Below are 15,880 nucleotides of genomic sequence, written 5' to 3'. Positions count from 1 at the left end.
GGCCTGAAATTGGCCCCAGAGCAGTTTGTGGCTGCGGTCGAACGCACATCCACGTGGCCCCCGAATCCCGAATCAGGCGTCACCGCCTGACCGCCAGCACCCCATCCAGCGCCAACTCGGCACGAAAGCCCGCCGTTTCCAGGCGGCGGGCCACTTCGCGCGGCACATCGCGGCGCGAGGTCAGCTTGTTCGGGCTGCCGGTGTAGTGGAACAGCCGCGCACCGTGGCGCAACACGCGCGCCAGTTCGGTGTAGAACGCCGCCGAATACAGCTCGCCGGCAATCCCGAAACGCGGCGGGTCGTGCAGCGCGGCATCGAATGCCGCATCGGGCAGCTGCGCGATGGCAGCGGCGATATCCGCGTGGGTGAGCGTGAGACGGCCACCGCTGTCGTCGGGGTCGGGCGACCACGGATCGAGCGTGCGCAGCCACAAGACGTCGCCGTTTTTCTCGAACGACTGCACCTGCGCCGCGCCCGCGGCAAGACAGCATGCCGCGAAGTAGCCGAGCCCACCGCAGGTATCCAGCACGCGTTTGCCTTGCGGCGCCACCAGGGTCACCTTGGCGCGAGCATCGTCCAGCGGTGAGGTCTTGGCCGTCGGCAGCATCTTGATGCCGTCGATTTCGAAGGTCGGCACGCCCCACACGGTGGGCACCAGCTTGATGAGCGCGCCGGAGAAACGCGCAATCGGTGCAAACGCGTCGCCATCCCAGTAATGGATGCTGCGCTCCTTGATCGCGGGCGGGTATGGATACTGCGTGCCGCGCCATGACCAGTCGTCGGTCGCCAGCACCGCGCTGTCCGTGCTGTGTCCAAGGTCGAGCGAGCCCGACCACGTGGTGGCGCCGGCACTGCGGGCTGCGTGCAGTGCCGTGGCGGTTTGCTGCGTCAGCAGCGGCCCGGTGTAGTGCGCCACGAAGATGCTCCGGATGAGGGAAAGGTGGAGTTTACGGGGTCGCGCTTTGCGGTTTCCTCACTTGCCGCGTCGCATAGTCCCTTCTCCGCGGCGTATGCCGCGCATGGCGGGGAGTACATCATGAGCAAGCACTGGATGGTTGGCTTGGGGTTGGCGGCGTGTGTGTTGGCGTTGCCGGGGGCGGCCATGGCGGCGGATGTGGGGGCGGCAACGAAACAGGCGGCCACTGCGAGTGCACATGCGGGCATGGCGCTGGGGGCAGCCAACCTCGCCACCGCCGAGGCGCATTTGCAGCACGTGGTGAATTGCCTCGTTGGCACTGCAGGTACCGGTTTCGACGCGAAGGCAGCCAACCCGTGCAAAGGCATGGGGCAGGGTGCGATCCCCGATGCCAAGGGCGATGCCGCCTTGACCACACGGCTTGAGGCCGCGCTCGCCGACGCCAACGCCGGGCTCAAGGCCACGACGCTGGAAGCGGCACACGCGGCGGCCAAGAAAACGATGGACGCACTGCAAGCGAAATGAGCCGCGCGTGGCGTGACGGCGCTCGTACTTGTCTTGACCGGCCGTGGCACCGCCGCCGCAAACATGTGTACACCATGGCCACCCTGCGCCGCACGGGCGGCGACCGCACCCGAGGAAACATGCCGCGATGAATACGATCAAGGTTGCCGTGCTGGTGGGCAGTTTGCGCAAGGGTTCGTTCAACCGCCGTCTTGCGCACGCGGTTGAAAGCCTGATGCCGCCAGATTTCCAGTTCGAGTATGTGCCGCTGGGCAACGTACCGCTCTACAACCAGGACTTCGACGGCAATTACCCGGCGGCCGCAACCACCCTGAAGCAAACCATCGAGGCGGCGGATGCGGTGTTGTTCGTCACTCCCGAATACAACCGCGGCGTGCCCGGCGTACTGAAGAACGCGCTCGACGTGGCCTCGCGGCCGTGGGGCACCAACTCCTTCGGCGGCAAGCCGGGCGCGGTGATCGGCGCATCGATCGGCGCCACCGGCAGCGCACTTGCCCAGCAGCATCTGCGCAATTCACTGGTGTTTCTCGACCTTGCGGTGATGGCGCAGCCCGAGGTGTTCGTGCAGTTCAAGGATGACGACCCGGTCGACGCCGATGGTCACATCACCAATGAAGGCACGAAGAAATTCCTGCAAGGGTTTGCTGACCACTATGCGGCGTGGGTGCATCACCACCTGAAAAAGTGAGCGCGTGCGGCGCAGTGCCGATTACGGCTCCGCGCCGCAGAGTTTTTGCAGCAGTTGTTGTTGCACGTCGTAGACACGCTCACCAGTGGCTGGCCGCAGCGTCGTGTAACTGCCGTCGGCATGCAGTTCGGAGGCGCCGCTGGTGTCGGCCAGATAGTGTTCGAGCGCCCCCAGGATGCGCTGCTGCAGTTTGCGGCCGGTGATGGGAAACGCGCATTCCACGCGTTTGTCGAGGTTGCGCTCCATCAGGTCGGCACTGGAGAGATACAGCACCGGCTCGCCGGCATTGGCAAACCAGTACGCGCGGCTGTGTTCGAGAAACCGACCGATCACCGAGCGCACGCGGATGTGCTCGGAAACACCCGGTACCCCGGGGCGCAGGCAGCACATGCCGCGCACGATGAGGTCGATGCGCACACCGGCGATGCTGGCTGCGTAGAGCGCGCGGATCATCGTGGGGTCGGTCAGCGCATTGACCTTGATGATGATGCGTGCCGGCTTGCCAGCCGCTGCGTGCGCGGCCTCGCCAGCAATCAGGCCGAGCAGGCCCGCTTTCAGCGTAAACGGCGCCTGCAGCAGTTTTTTCATGCGCAGCGCCTTGCCCATGCCGGTGAGCTGGCTGAACAGCTTGTGCACGTCCTCGCACAACGCCGGATCGGAGGTAAGCAGGCTGTAGTCGGTATACACGCGCGCATTCGCCGCGTGGTAGTTGCCGGTGCCCAAGTGCGCGTAACGCACCAACTCGTCGCCTTCACGACGCTGGATCAGGATCAGCTTCGCGTGCGTCTTGATGCCCACCACGCCATAGATGACGGTCGCACCGGCCTGCTGCAGGCGCGCGGCCAGACCCAGGTTCGACTCTTCGTCAAAGCGTGCCCGCAGCTCGACCACCGCCGTGACTTCCTTGCCGGCGCGTGCGGCATCGACCAGGGCATCGACGACCTCCGAATGGGTGCCGGTGCGGTACAGCGTCTGCTTGATCGACAGCACTTGCGGATCGCGTGCCGCCTGACGCAACAGATCTACCACTGGCGCGAACGACTCGTAGGGGTGAAGCAGCAGCACATCCTGTTTGGCAATGGCGGCAAACAGCGTCTCCGCCTGCCGCAGCGCCTTCGGCAACGCCGGTACGAACGGTGGATATTGCAGTGCCGGGTAACTGACCTTGCTGGCGATGCGAAACAGCCGCGCCAGGTTGACCGGCCCGTTCACCTCATACAGCTCGCTGGCCGTCAGGCCGAACTGTTTCAACAGGTGGGCACTGAGCTCTTTCGGGCAATTGTCGGCCACTTCCAGCCGCACCGCGTCGCCAAAGCGGCGCGCATAAAGCTCGCCGCGCAGCGTCATCGCCAGGTCTTCGATGTCCTCCGGGTCGATCGCGAGATCGGCGTTGCGCGTCAGCCGGAACTGGTAGCTGCCAAGCACCGTCATGCCGGGGAACAGTTCGGCCGCGTGCGCGTGGATGATCGACGACAGCAGCACGTAGACGTCGCCGCTCTCCACCACCTCGTCCGGCATGCGGATCAACCGCGGCAACACGCGCGGCGCCGGCACCACGGCCAGCCCCGAGTCGCGGCCGAACGCATCCACGCCATCCAGCCGCACGATGAAGTTGAGGCTCTTGTTGACCAGCAGCGGAAACGGGTGGGTCGGGTCGAGGCCGATCGGGGTCACCAGTGGCGCGACCTGGGTACGAAAGTAATGGCGCACCCACAGCTTCTGTTTGTGCGTCCACTCGTCGCGCCGGGCGATGCGGATATTGTGCGCGGCCAGTGCGGGCAAGATGCGCGCATTGAGGATTGCGTACTGACGTTCCACCTCACGATGGGTGATGGTGGAAATCTCGGCCAGTACCTGTGCCGGTGGCACGCCGTCGGCGCCGATCAGTTCGTGATCGAGCGCGATCTGGCTCTTGAGCCCCGCCACGCGGATCTCGAAGAACTCGTCGAGGTTGCGCGAAAAGATCAGCAGAAACTTCAGCCGCTCCTGCAACGGCGTGCGCTTGTCCAGCGCCTGATCGAGTACGCGGACGTTGAATGCCAGCTGCGACAGTTCGCGGTTGATGTACAGCCGACGCGCATGCAGGTCGGGGCCATCCGCCGGCGTGGTGGGGGTAAGCGTGGGTGAAGTCATCGTGACGCGACCAGCAGACATGGCAGGCGTGGATGGTAGCTCGCCGACGGCTCAGACGATGACCGGCTCCGGCTCCAGCCGCACGCCGAATGCGGCTTCGACGGTGGCCATGACATGCTGCGCGAAGGCCCACAATTCCGGGCCGGTGGCGTAGCCATGATTGACCACCACCAGCGCGTGGCGATTGGAAATGCCGACGTCGCCCTGGCGACTGCCTTTGAGCCCGCAGCGGTCGATCATCCACGCGGCGGAAAGTTTCACCTGGCCGTTCGGCTGCGGCCATGCCGGCAGCTCGGGGTGGGTGGCTTTGAGCGCAGCGGCGCGTTCGGCGTCGACGATCGGGTTCTTGAAGAAGCTGCCGGCGTTGCCGATTACCGCGGGGTCGGGCAGCTTGCGGCCGCGCATGCGCACCACCGCTTCGGCCACGTGGTACGGCGCCGGGGTATCGACGCCGAGCCGCGCAAGCTCTTCGTGCATGCCGGCATAGTCCAGCCGCAGGGGGCGGTGGCGGGGCAGGGCGAAGCGCACCGCGGTGACAATGTAGCGCCCCGGCTCACGCTTGAAGCGCGACTGCCGGTAGCCGAACGCGCACTCGGCGTTGCCGATGACGGCGATGCGGTGTTCGTGCACGTCCCAGGCTTCGACGCTTTCGACGAACTCGGCGACTTCGGTGCCGTAGGCACCGATGTTCTGTACCGGTGCAGCGCCGACGGTACCGGGAATGGCGATCAGGTTTTCCAGTCCGGCAAAGCCCTGTCCAAGCGACCAGCGTACGAAGTCGTCCCAACGCTCGCCGGCGGCGACCGCGATGCGGGTGACATCGCCTTCCTCTTCCACTTGCACGCCGTGCGTGAGCATGGCCAGTACGGTGCCGGGAAAATCCCGCGTCAACAGCAGGTTGCTGCCTTCGCCCAGCACCAGCAGAGGCTGCGCCCGCACGGCGGGGAAAGCCAGCAGCTCGGGCAGTTTGCTGGCGTCGTGCAGTTCGGCCAGCAGGTGAGCGCGAGCCTGCACGTGCAGGGTGTTGCGGGTGGCGAGCGGAGCGTTTTCGGTGAGCGCGTAGCCGCCCATCGGTACGGGTTCAAGCGGCACGGCGGGTTCCTTCGAGGTTGCGGATCGCGTCGACGCACTCGGCGACCAGGCGCGGCCCGCGGTAGATGAGGCCGGAGTAGAGCTGCACGAGGTTGGCGCCGGCATTGATTTTTTCCGCCGCATCGGCGCCAGCCAGAATGCCCCCGACGCCGATGATCGGCATCTGCGGGCCAAGCCGCGCGCGCATGCCGCGCAGCACGTCGGTGGCCAGCGCGAACAAGGGGCGGCCGGAGAGTCCGCCGGTTTCATGGCCCAGCGGGTGGTTGGCCACCAGCGTGTGGTCCACCGTGGTGTTGGTGCAGATCACGCCGTCGATGCCGGTGGCTTGCAGCACCTGGGCGATGCCGTCGAGCTCGGCGTCGCCCAGATCGGGCGCGATCTTGAGCAGCATCGGCTTGCGCGCGCCAGCCTGGGAGCCAAGCCGCTCCTGGGTCTCACGCAGGGTACCGATCAGGCGGTGCAGGGCGTCTTCATGTTGCAGGTCGCGCAGGCCCTTGGTGTTGGGCGAAGAAATATTCACCGTGATGTAGCTGGCGCGCGCGTAGACGTGCTCAAGGCAGGTGAGGTAGTCGTCCACCGCACGCTCGTTCGGCGTGTCCTTGTTTTTGCCGATGTTGATGCCGAGCACGCCGTCGTAGCGGGCACGCCCGACGTTGCGCATGAACGCGTCGACGCCAGCGTTGTTGAAGCCCATGCGGTTGATGATGGCGGCGTGCTGTGGCAAGCGAAACAACCGCGGCCGCGGGTTGCCCGGTTGTGCGCGCGGCGTCACCGTACCCACTTCGATGAAGCCGAAGCCGAGTGCGCCGAGCGCATCCAGATGTTCGGCGTTCTTGTCCAGCCCGGCAGCCAGGCCGACCGGATTGGGGAAGTGGACACCGAACGCGGTGGTCGGTGCGGCGGCGACGGGGGGCACGAACCACGCCAGCAAATGCAGTCGATGTGCCAAGTCGAGCGCGCGCAAGGTGCTGCCGTGCGCAGCCTCGGCATCGAGTGCGAACAGCAGTGGGCGCAGCGATGGGTAGGCGTCGATCACCGTGGCGCTTCCGCAGGTGCGGACTGCCGCGGCCTTGCCGGCCGATGACCGGGCGATGCACCGTGGCTCAGTGCCATGGCAGGAAGTGCGCGCTGAAACCGAGGCCAAGCAGGACAAACGCGACCAGCAGGAAAAGGCCGATGGCCGTGAGTACCAGCTGCAGGTAGCCGAGCACCAGCCCGGCTACCGCCAGCCCGCCGCCGTCGATGCTGCCCGGCGGCGCATGGCGTATTTCACCGCGCGCCAGGTGCCCGCACACCACGGCGGCAACGGCACCGACGAACGGCAGCATGCACCATGCCAGCACGCCGAGCACGAGGCTGGCGATGGCGAGACCACTGGTGGTGCGGGCAAGCGGCAACGGTTGGTTCATGGCAATCCCTGCGAAGGGCCTGGTTACAAGTCGAACTTGATGCCCTGCGCCAGCGGCAAGGCATTCGAGTAGTTGATCGTGTTGGTTTGCCGGCGCATGTAAGCCTGCCACGCCGTCGAGCCGGATTCGCGGCCGCCGCCGGTGTCCTTCTCGCCGCCGAACGCACCGCCGATCTCGGCGCCCGAGGTGCCGATGTTGACGTTGGCGATGCCGCAGTCGCTGCCACCGGTGGCGAGGTACTGCTCGGCAGCCTTGAGATCCTGGGTGAAGATGGCTGCGGACAAGCCTTGTGGCACGCCGTTCTGCATGGCGATGGCTTCGTCCAGCGTCTTGAACGGCATCACGTAGAGGATCGGCGCGAAAGTTTCGGTCTGCACCACCTCGTCGGAGTTTTTCACCCCGCGCACGATCGTCGGCAGCACGAAAAAGCCCTTGCGGTCGGTGAGCGCCTTGCCACCGGTGACGACGACACCACCGAGCTTTTTCACCGCATCCACGGCACCGAGATACGCCTCGACCGCGGCGGCACTGTTCAACGGGCCCATCAGCGTCTTCGCGTCGGTCGGATCGCCGATCTTGGTTTCGATCTGCTTGTACGCGGCGGTGAGTTTCTGCACCACGTCCTCGATGATCGACTCGTGCACGATCAGCCGTCGCGTGGTCGTGCAGCGCTGGCCGGCGGTGCCGACTGCACCGAACACGATCGCCGGAATGGCGAGTTTCAAGTCGGCACTGCGGTCAAGGATGATGGCGTTGTTGCCGCCCATCTCCAGCAGCGAGCGCCCGAGCCGGCGCGCAACCCGCTCGCCGATGTGGCGGCCGACCTTGGTCGAACCGGTGAAGCTCACCAGTGCGATGCGCTTGTCGTCGACGAACGCCTGCGACAGTTCGGTGCCGGCATCGTTGAAGAGGAAGAAGATGTCCGGGAAGCCGCCGGCCTTCAGCGCGTCGTTGCAGATGCGGATTGCCGCGATCGCGGACAGCGGGGTCTTCGGCGACGGCTTCCAGATGCACACGTCACCGCACACCGCGGCGATGAACGCGTTCCACGACCACACCGCCACCGGAAAATTGAACGCGCTGATGATGCCGACCAGGCCGAGCGGGTGCCACTGCTCGTACATGCGGTGCCCCGGCCGCTCGGAATGCATAGTGTTGCCATAAAGCATGCGACTCTGGCCGACGGCAAAATCGGCGATGTCGATCATCTCCTGCACTTCGCCGTCGCCTTCCGGCTTGATCTTGCCCATCTCCAGCGCCACCAGCGAGCCCAGTGCATCCTTGTGCTGGCGCAGCGCATCGGCGCACAGGCGGATGGCTTGCCCGCGCTGCGGCGCCGGCGTGGCGTGCCACACCGCAAACGCCGCCTGCGCGTGATCCATCAGCTTGGCGTAATCGGCGCTGCTCGACGCATGCACGCTGGCGATGACCTCGCCAGTGGCCGGGTTTACCGGCGAAAGCGTGCCAGCATCGGTGGTGGTCGACCACTCGCCGTTGCCGAAATACGTGCCCGGATTGCTGCTGCCAAGACCGAGTGCACTGAGGATGTTCTGGGACATGCTTGACTCCGCGAAAACGTGAAACCCCGAAACAGTCATTCTATCAGTTGCCCCGCCGCGCCCGGTTCGCGCAGTGCGGCATTCCATGCCAAAATTCGCGGCTTGCCCCTGTAGCTCAGCTGGATAGAGCGTCCCCCTCCTAAGGGGAAGGTCGCGCGTTCAAATCGCGCCGGGGGCACCATTCGTGCGCGACGTCGTTGCAGCTCCCCCATACCGCGGGCAGCGGTTCGCCACAGTTGCCTTGCACCCCGTGCATCAACCCGCCACGGCGGCGCCTTGGCGAAGTTGGCCGCGGCGTCCAGCGCCGTTTGTCGTCCACGACAGTCGAGTACGCGATGGGGGCAACGTCCGTGCGCCGCGCAAACGCCAGCGGCACCGGCAGGCATCACGGTGATAGGGCTGATCAGGCCATCGACATCACGGTTCCACAAGGATCAGTTGGCGATCATCGTGGCTATGCATGCCCGGTGCCAACGCAGCGTGGACATCGTGGCGGACTACACTGGCCTCATGGTGCTTGTCGTCTCTCCAAAAATTCCCGTCAACGACCCGAAGCCGGTGCCGCCGGCAGAGCCGGATCCGGCCGATTGCTGCGGCGAAGGTTGCGTGCCATGCGTGTACGACCGGTATGACGAGGAGCGCGAGCGCTACAAGGCTGATCTGGCTGCGTGGCAGGCGCGCCATCCCGGCGAATAGTTGTCGCCAGTCAGGCGGTCATGCGCATGACGCGATGTAGGCTTGAGATGTGCGGCATGCCATGACGGTGGCCGCCAACCGGTTTCGGCAACCCCGCATGGCGCGCGCGTACTGCGGTCGTTGCGCAGCCTTCGCTGCGGGGTTGCCGAACCCATCAGACCAGGTGTGGTGGCTGTGATGATTCCGTATTCCGTGCTCGACTTGGCGCCGATCACCGTCGGCAGCGATGCCGGCGAAGCGTTTCGCCATTCCTGCAACCTTGCGCAACTGGCCGAGCAGCTTGGCTACACGCGTTACTGGCTGGCTGAGCACCACAACATGCCGGGCATTGCCAGTGCCGCCACCGCGGTACTGATTGGCGCGGTGGCGGCGGCGACCACGCGCATTCGCGTCGGGGCTGGCGGCATCATGTTGCCCAACCACTCGCCACTGCAGGTGGCCGAGGCGTTCGGCACCTTGGCGGCGCTGCATCCGGGGCGCATCGACCTTGGGCTTGGCCGCGCACCGGGCACGGATCAGGCGACGGCGCGTGCGCTGCGCCGTTATTTCGCCAGTGCCGACGCGTTTCCGCAGGACGTGGCGGAGCTGCTCGAATTCCTCGCGCCGGCCTCGCCGGGGCAGGCGGTGCGCGCGGTGCCGGGCGCTGGCAGCGAGTTGCCGGTGTGGATCCTCGGGTCGAGCCTGTTTGGCGCGCGGCTGGCCGCACAGCTCGGCTTGCCCTACGCGTTTGCCTCGCACTTCGCGCCGGATGCAATGGACGAGGCGCTGGCCGTGTACCGTCGCGATTTCCACCCTTCCGAACGGCTGGGCAAGCCCTACGCCATGCTTGGCGTCAACGTGGTGGTCGCCGACAGCGACGCCGAGGCGCGGCGGTTGTTCACCACCCAGCAGCAAAGTTTCGTCACCCTGCGGCGCGGACGGCCGGGCCTGATTCCGCCGCCGATCGACGACATCGAAACGTTCTGGACGCCGGGCGAAAAGGCGATGGTGGAACGCGCATTGGGCTGCGCAGTCGTCGGTGGGCCGGCCACCGTGCGCGAAGGTCTTGCAAATTTCATCGCGCGCCACCAGCCGGACGAGCTGATGCTCACCGCCAACATTTTCGATCACGCCGCGCGCCGGCATTCGTTCGAGCTGGCGTGGGCTGCGCGTGACTGACCTGCGCGCGGGCGCCGTCGTCGCGAGCACCGTGCATTTGCCGCCCGGAACTTGGACGACGGTGCTGGACGCCCTGGTGGCGCGGTTCCCCGCGATCGACCGCGCCACCTGGATCGACCGCATCGCACGTGGCCGGGTGCTGGATGCGGCGGGGCAGGCGATTCCCATGGATGCCCCGTATCGGGCGGGCGCCTGCATCCGGTACTTCCGTGAGGTGCCGCACGAGGCGCCGATCCCGTTTGCCGAAACCGTGTTGCATGTCGATGCGCAGCTGGTGGTCGCCGACAAGCCACCGTTCCTGCCGGTGGCGCCGACCGGACGCTGGGTGGAGGAAACCTTGCTGCGACGCCTGCAGCGCACGCTGGGCAATCCCGACCTGGCACCGCTGCATCGCATTGATCGCGCCACCAGCGGGCTGGTGCTGTTTTCCGCCAACCCGGCAACCCGCAACGCTTATCAAACACTGTTTCGCGAACGCCGCATCGCCAAGCGCTACGAGGCGCTGGCGCCGGCGATGCCGCGGCTCGCGTTTCCGCATGAGCGCTGCTCGCGCATCGAGCGCGGCGAGCCATTTTTTCGCATGCGTGAAGTGGCGGGCGAACCCAACGCCATCACCCGCATCGAGGTGCTCGACCGTGGCGGCGCCACGTGGCGCTACGCGCTGCATCCGCTGACCGGGCGCAAGCACCAGCTGCGGGTGCACCTGGCCGCACTCGGCGCCCCGATTTGCGGCGATGCGTGGTACCCGGTCTTGACCGCGGAAGCGCCGGACGACGGTGCGCACCGCTTGCGCCTCTTGGCGCAGGCGCTGGATTTTGTCGATCCGCTCGACGGCGCGCGACGCCACTTTGAAAGCCGGCAGGTGCTGCCGGCGTGGTAAGTCGCGCCGCGGTGCAGTAACGGTCGGCGGGCATTCCACGTTATCGTCGCCGCCTTGTTTCCGCCGCAGGGGGTAGTTGCCCGTGAGTGCCCAGATGTTGTCCGCCGACTCGTCACGGCTCGAATTGACCTTGCGCGGCCTGGTGATCGGCATCCTGATCACCGTCGTGTTCACCGCCGCCAATGTGTTCTTCGGGCTCAAGGCCGGGCTCACGTTTGCCACTTCGATCCCGGCCGCCGTGATTTCGATGGCGATCCTGCGGGCACTGAAAAACTCGACGATGCAGGAGAACAACATCGTGCAAACCGTGGCCTCGGCCGCGGGCACGCTGTCTTCCATCATTTTCGTGCTGCCCGGCCTCATCATCGTCGGCTATTGGAGCGGTTTCCCGTTCTGGATGAGTTTTGGCATCTGCGCCACCGGCGGCATCCTGGGCGTGATGTACACCATCCCGCTGCGGCGTGCGCTGGTGACCGACTCCGACCTGCCGTATCCGGAAGGCGTGGCCTGTGCCGAGGTGCTCAAGGTCGGCTCCAGCCACGGCAAGGAGGCGGCCGAATCGGTGGAATCCGGCGGCGCGGGGCTCAAGGCGGTGGTCGTGGGCGCGGTGGTTTCCGCGGTGTTCTACGTGGTGGTGCAGACCAAGCTGTTTGCCGACATGGTGTCGGGTTATTTTCGCGTGGGCGACAAGGGGGCGGCGACCGGTTTCGATTTCAGCCTGTCGTTTGCGCTGTTCGCGGTGGGCCACCTCGTCGGGCTGTGGGTCGGCATGGCGATGCTGGTCGGCGCGGTGATTGGTTGGGGCTGGGCGGTGCCGCATTTCCTGCTGTTGCACCCGGAAAGCGGCGCGACCATGGATGCCGCGCAGGCGACGTGGAGCCATTACGTGCGCTTTGTCGGCGCCGGCACTATTGGCGTGGCGGCGATCTGGACGCTGGCCAAGCTGGTCAAGCCGGTGATTGGCGGGCTGGCTGGCGCCATGGCTGCCTCCAAGGTGCGCAAGGCGGGCAAGCTCGATACCTTGCCGCGTACCGAGCGCGACATGCCGATCGGCATGGTCGGTCTCATCACGCTGCTGTGCCTGATCCCGGTCGGCTGGCTGCTCGGCCACTTTGCCAACATAAGCCACCTTGGCTCGCAGCTGACGCTGCTGGTGGTGGGCGGCGTGCTGTTCGTGGTGATCCTGAGCTTTCTCGTTTCCGCCGTGTGCGGCTACATGGCGGGCTTGATCGGATCGAGCAACAGCCCGCTGTCCGGCGTCGGCATTCTCGTCGTCATCATTGCGGCATTGCTGCTGGTGGTGGGGGTCAAGCCGCTGCTGCCGGCGGAATCGGGCAAGGCGCTGGTGGCGTTTGCGCTGTTCATCACTTCGATCGTGTTTGCGGTGGCGTCCATCGCCAACAACAACCTGCAGGATCTCAAGACCGGGCAACTGGTGGACGCCACGCCGTCGCTGCAGCAGTGGGCGCTGGTGATCGGCGTGATTGCCGGTGCGCTGGTGATTCCGCCGGTGATGGATCTCCTGAACCAGGCCTACGGTTTCCTGGGTGCACCGGGCGTCGACCCGTCGCGTGCGCTGCCGGCGCCGCAGGCCGGGCTGATCTCCGCGCTGGCGCAAGGCGTCATCACCGGCGACATCGACTGGAGCCTGATCATCATCGGCGGCGTGATCGGCGTGATCATCATCGTGGTCGACGAGATCCTGGCAAAAAAGGCGACATCGGTACGCCTGCCGCCGCTGGCCGTGGGCCTGGGCATTTACCTGCCCACCTCGACCACGTTGATGGTGGTAGTGGGCGCGCTGGTGGGCGCCTGGTTCGACCGGCGTGCCGAGCGCGGCCCCAACGCGGAGCCAACCAAGCAGCTTGGCGTGCTGTTGGCCTCCGGCCTGATCGTGGGCGAGAGCCTGCTGGGCGTGGTGGTGGCGGCGCTGGTGGCGTTTTCCGAGCAGCTCGGTTTTGCCAACCACGATGCGCCGCTGGCGCTGGTCGGCAAGGGCTTCCACGAGGCAGCCATCTGGATCGGTGGCACGGTGTTCGCCGCCATCGTGTTTTTGATGTACCGCTGGATCGCGCGGATGGGGCAGGGCACGACGACACACTGAATGTGCGGCGGGCGGCAGCCATGCCCAACGTCAGCAAGGGATGCCAGTGCCGTAAACTGATGCTCTCCGAGGGGATGCGAGCACTGCGTGGAGCAAGACAAACCTGAAGTTGCACCGCCGGTGGTAGCGGTACTCGCCGCCCCCAGCCCGCGCGTCGTGTGGTTGCGCCGCATCATCGGCCCACTGCTGTCGGTCGGCATGCTGTGTCTGGCGCTGTGGGCGCTGCACCTGCTCGCGCGCGACGTCAGCTACCACGAGATTCGCGAGTACCTGCAGCACGTGTCGCGCCCGCGTCTGCTGCTCGCGATCGGGCTGACCACGCTGGGCTTCGGTGTGATGTCGCTGTACGACCGTTTTGGCCTGGCCACCATCGGCAAGACGCTGCCGTGGCGACGGGTAACGCTGATCTCGTTCATCAGCTACGCATTCAGCAACGCGATCGGCATGTCGTTCCTGGTGTCGGGTTCGATCCGCTACCGCTTTTATGTGCAGAACGGTTTGTCCACCGGCGAGATCGCCAGGCTGGTGCTGTATTGCACCGTGGCGTTCTGGCTGGGCCTGCTGGCGCTGACCGGCACGACCCTGCTGGTCGTGCCGCTGCCGTCCGGTTTGCCGATGAGTTCCTGGCGGATTGCGTTGGCATCCCTTTTGGTGGCGATTCCGCTGGCATGGCTGGCTGCCGGCTTCATCCGCAAGCCGTTCAAGCTGTGGCGCTGGCAGGTGCATATTCCGGCTCCGGGCACCACGCTGCGCCAGATCGTGGTCGGTGCGGCCGATTGGTGGCTGGCGGCGGCGGTGATGTACGTCTTGATGCCGGATCGCCTGGATGCCGGCTTCGGGCATTTCCTCGCGATCTTCGTGATCGCCCAGATTGCCGGCCTCATCAGCCATGTGCCGGGCGGGCTCGGCGTGTTCGAGGCGGTGATGCTGGCGGGCCTCGGCGCCACCGGCAACCAGGCGCTGGCTGCACCCATCCTCGGTTCGCTGGCGGCGTTTCGCATCGTGTATTACCTGATGCCGCTGTGCGCCGCCACGGTGCTGGTGCTGCAGCGCGAAGCGCGCGGCTTGCATCGGCCGGCGCTGTGGTCGCCGTGGTTCAACAATCTGCTGCCCTCGTTTTTTGCCGGGCTGACGCTGGTGTCGGGTGCGGTGCTGCTGTTTTCCGGCGCTACCAAGGCGCTGCCGCACCGCATGGAGATCCTGCGCGACGTGTTGCCGTTGTCAGTGCTGGAAATCTCCCACCTGCTCGCCAGCGTGGTCGGCATGCTGCTCCTGATCCTCGCGCGCGGGTTGCAACGGCGGCTGGATGCGGCGTACTGGCTGACCCTGATCCTGCTGATATCGGGCGCGGTGTTCTCGCTGCTCAAGGGCATCGACTACGAGGAGGCGACGCTGCTGGCACTGCTGGCACTGGCGCTGTTCCCGGCGCACAAGCTGTTCTATCGGCGTGCGTCGTTGTTCAGCGGGCGCTTCTCGCCCGGCTGGATCCTTGCCATTGTCGCGGTGTTCGGCTGTGCGACGTGGCTGGTGATGTTCAGCTACAAGCACGTGGATTACAGCAACAGCCTGTGGTGGGAGTTCAGTTTCCACCAGGGCGGTGCACCGCGCGCCTTGCGTGCACTGGTCGGCGCCGCGGCGGCCGGGCTGCTGTTTGCGCTGGCCATGCTGATTCGCCCGCAGCGCTCACGCCACGTGCCGCCAACCGAAGCCGAGTTGCAGCGTGCGCTGCCGCTCATCAAGCGGTACCACTCCGCACAAGCGCATCTCGCCCTCATGGGCGACAAGCATCTGTTGTTTGCGCCCAATGACGATGCGTTCCTGATGTACGACACCGAGGGGCGCAGTTGGGTCGCCCTGGGCGACCCGGTCGGCGCGGACGAAGATGCGCGGCGCGAGCTGGTATGGAGTTTCCTCGAACAGTGCGAGCGCGACGGCGGCTGGCCGGTGTTCTACGAGGTCAGCCCGGCCGATCTCGACCTGTATCTCGAAGTGGGCATGAACCTCATGAAGATTGGCGAGGAGGCGCGCGTCGCGCTGGCCGATTTCAACCTCGATGGCAAGTCCAAGAAGACCTTGCGCGGCACGGTAAACAAGCTCACCCGCGAAGGCTTGCACCTGGAGATCCTGCCGGCACAGCGGGTGCCTGAATTTCTGCCGCGATTGCGCGTGATCTCCGATGCGTGGCTGGGCGACAAGCACGCCCACGAGAAGCGTTTCTCGCTCGGCGCGTTCGATCCGAAATACCTGGCGCGCACACCAATGGCGTTGGTGTGGCAGGGCGAGCAGCTGGTGGCGTTTGCCAACCTGCTGCTCACCGACACCAAGGAAGAGGCCTCGGTGGACCTGATGCGCTTTTTGCCCAATGGCCCCACCGGCATCATGGATTTTCTGTTCATCGAACTCATGCAGTGGGCGCGACAGGAAGGCTACCGCTGGTTCAACCTGGGCATGGCGCCGCTGGCGGGCCTCACCAACCGCCGTCTTTCGCCATTGTGGAACCGTTTTGGCGCGCTGGTGTTCGGCCGCGGCGAGCGCTTCTACAACTTCCAGGGCCTCAAGCGTTACAAGGACAAATTCGACCCGGAGTGGGAGCCGCGCTACATGGCCACGCCGGGTGGCATCGCCGTGCCGCTCATCCTGGCCAACGTGGCGAGCCTGATTTCCGGCGGATTGGTGGGCGTGGTGCGGCGATGACCAAATCGAAGCGGGGCAGGTGGGCC

13 protein-coding genes and 1 tRNA gene are annotated in these 15,880 nt (G+C 66.0%); 8 read left to right on the top strand and 6 right to left on the bottom strand.

What is annotated here, in order from left to right:
* Positions 1-79 precede the first annotated feature (79 nt).
* Positions 80-916: a class I SAM-dependent methyltransferase gene (locus AC3WP6_RS08425; protein WP_492627273.1), complete on the bottom strand. Its 837-nt coding sequence runs from the start codon at positions 914-916 to the stop codon at positions 80-82.
* A 120-nt stretch (positions 917-1,036) separates the two neighbouring features.
* Between AC3WP6_RS08425 and AC3WP6_RS08420 the strand changes: the two genes are divergently transcribed.
* Positions 1,037-1,441 carry a hypothetical protein gene (locus AC3WP6_RS08420; protein ID WP_492627272.1) on the top strand — a complete coding sequence of 135 codons (405 nt, stop codon included), beginning with the start codon at positions 1,037-1,039 and terminating at the stop codon, positions 1,439-1,441.
* A 127-nt stretch (positions 1,442-1,568) separates the two neighbouring features.
* Positions 1,569-2,129, top strand: a complete 561-nt coding sequence (locus AC3WP6_RS08415) for an NADPH-dependent FMN reductase (protein WP_492627271.1) — start codon at positions 1,569-1,571, stop codon at positions 2,127-2,129.
* Positions 2,130-2,150: 21 nt separating this feature from the next.
* Here the strand turns inward: AC3WP6_RS08415 and ppk1 are convergent, their stop codons facing one another.
* The 5 genes from ppk1 to amaB form a co-directional block, all read right to left on the bottom strand.
* Positions 2,151-4,262, bottom strand: a complete 2,112-nt coding sequence (gene ppk1, locus AC3WP6_RS08410) for a polyphosphate kinase 1 (RefSeq protein ID WP_492627270.1) — start codon at positions 4,260-4,262, stop codon at positions 2,151-2,153.
* Positions 4,263-4,313: 51 nt separating this feature from the next.
* Positions 4,314-5,333 carry a UDP-N-acetylmuramate dehydrogenase gene (murB, locus tag AC3WP6_RS08405; protein WP_492628665.1) on the bottom strand — a complete coding sequence of 340 codons (1,020 nt, stop codon included), beginning with the start codon at positions 5,331-5,333 and terminating at the stop codon, positions 4,314-4,316.
* 10 nt (positions 5,334-5,343) lie between these two features.
* A complete protein-coding gene (locus AC3WP6_RS08400; protein WP_492627269.1) occupies positions 5,344-6,390 on the bottom strand; it encodes a quinone-dependent dihydroorotate dehydrogenase in 1,047 nt (348 codons plus the stop codon).
* Between the two features lie 67 nt (positions 6,391-6,457).
* Positions 6,458-6,763: a DUF4190 domain-containing protein gene (locus AC3WP6_RS08395; protein WP_492627268.1), complete on the bottom strand. Its 306-nt coding sequence runs from the start codon at positions 6,761-6,763 to the stop codon at positions 6,458-6,460.
* A gap of 23 nt (positions 6,764-6,786) precedes the next feature.
* Positions 6,787-8,322, bottom strand: coding sequence for an L-piperidine-6-carboxylate dehydrogenase (amaB, locus tag AC3WP6_RS08390; RefSeq protein WP_492627267.1), 1,536 nt, complete (start codon positions 8,320-8,322; stop codon positions 6,787-6,789).
* Between the two features lie 104 nt (positions 8,323-8,426).
* Here amaB and AC3WP6_RS08385 point away from each other — a divergent pair.
* The 6 genes from AC3WP6_RS08385 (at position 8,427) to mprF (ending at position 15,854) form a co-directional block, all read left to right on the top strand.
* A tRNA-Arg gene (locus tag AC3WP6_RS08385) sits at positions 8,427-8,503 on the top strand.
* Positions 8,504-8,760: 257 nt separating this feature from the next.
* Positions 8,761-9,018, top strand: a complete 258-nt coding sequence (locus AC3WP6_RS08380) for an oxidoreductase-like domain-containing protein (protein ID WP_492627266.1) — start codon at positions 8,761-8,763, stop codon at positions 9,016-9,018.
* A gap of 177 nt (positions 9,019-9,195) precedes the next feature.
* Positions 9,196-10,176, top strand: coding sequence for an LLM class flavin-dependent oxidoreductase (locus AC3WP6_RS08375; RefSeq protein WP_492627265.1), 981 nt, complete (start codon positions 9,196-9,198; stop codon positions 10,174-10,176).
* A gap of 1 nt (position 10,177) precedes the next feature.
* Entirely contained in the window at positions 10,178-11,056 is an 879-nt protein-coding gene (locus AC3WP6_RS08370; protein ID WP_492628664.1) for a pseudouridine synthase, read from the top strand.
* Positions 11,057-11,150: 94 nt separating this feature from the next.
* A complete protein-coding gene (locus AC3WP6_RS08365; RefSeq protein WP_492628663.1) occupies positions 11,151-13,160 on the top strand; it encodes an OPT family oligopeptide transporter in 2,010 nt (669 codons plus the stop codon).
* Between the two features lie 87 nt (positions 13,161-13,247).
* Positions 13,248-15,854, top strand: a complete 2,607-nt coding sequence (gene mprF, locus AC3WP6_RS08360; protein WP_492627264.1) for a bifunctional lysylphosphatidylglycerol flippase/synthetase MprF — start codon at positions 13,248-13,250, stop codon at positions 15,852-15,854.
* Positions 15,855-15,880 lie beyond the last annotated feature (26 nt).

The sequence above is a fragment of the Rhodanobacter sp. FW106-HT46G03 genome (assembly GCF_058789895.1).
The sequence above is the reverse complement of the archived record's forward strand: the minus strand, read 5'-3'. Positions and strand labels throughout refer to the sequence as shown.

Bases quoted from the DNA above. Each gene is read 5' to 3' on its own strand.
- AC3WP6_RS08420 (WP_492627272.1), top strand. From the start codon at position 1,037: ATGAGCAAGCACTGGATGGTTGGCTTGGGGTTGGCGGCGTGTGTGTTG.
- AC3WP6_RS08415 (WP_492627271.1), top strand. From the start codon at position 1,569: ATGAATACGATCAAGGTTGCCGTGCTGGTGGGCAGTTTGCGCAAGGGT.
- ppk1 (WP_492627270.1), bottom strand. From the start codon at position 4,262: ATGACTTCACCCACGCTTACCCCCACCACGCCGGCGGATGGCCCCGAC.
- murB (WP_492628665.1), bottom strand. From the start codon at position 5,333: ATGGGCGGCTACGCGCTCACCGAAAACGCTCCGCTCGCCACCCGCAAC.
- AC3WP6_RS08395 (WP_492627268.1), bottom strand. From the start codon at position 6,763: ATGAACCAACCGTTGCCGCTTGCCCGCACCACCAGTGGTCTCGCCATC.
- amaB (WP_492627267.1), bottom strand. From the start codon at position 8,322: ATGTCCCAGAACATCCTCAGTGCACTCGGTCTTGGCAGCAGCAATCCG.
- AC3WP6_RS08375 (WP_492627265.1), top strand. From the start codon at position 9,196: ATGATTCCGTATTCCGTGCTCGACTTGGCGCCGATCACCGTCGGCAGC.
- AC3WP6_RS08365 (WP_492628663.1), top strand. From the start codon at position 11,151: ATGTTGTCCGCCGACTCGTCACGGCTCGAATTGACCTTGCGCGGCCTG.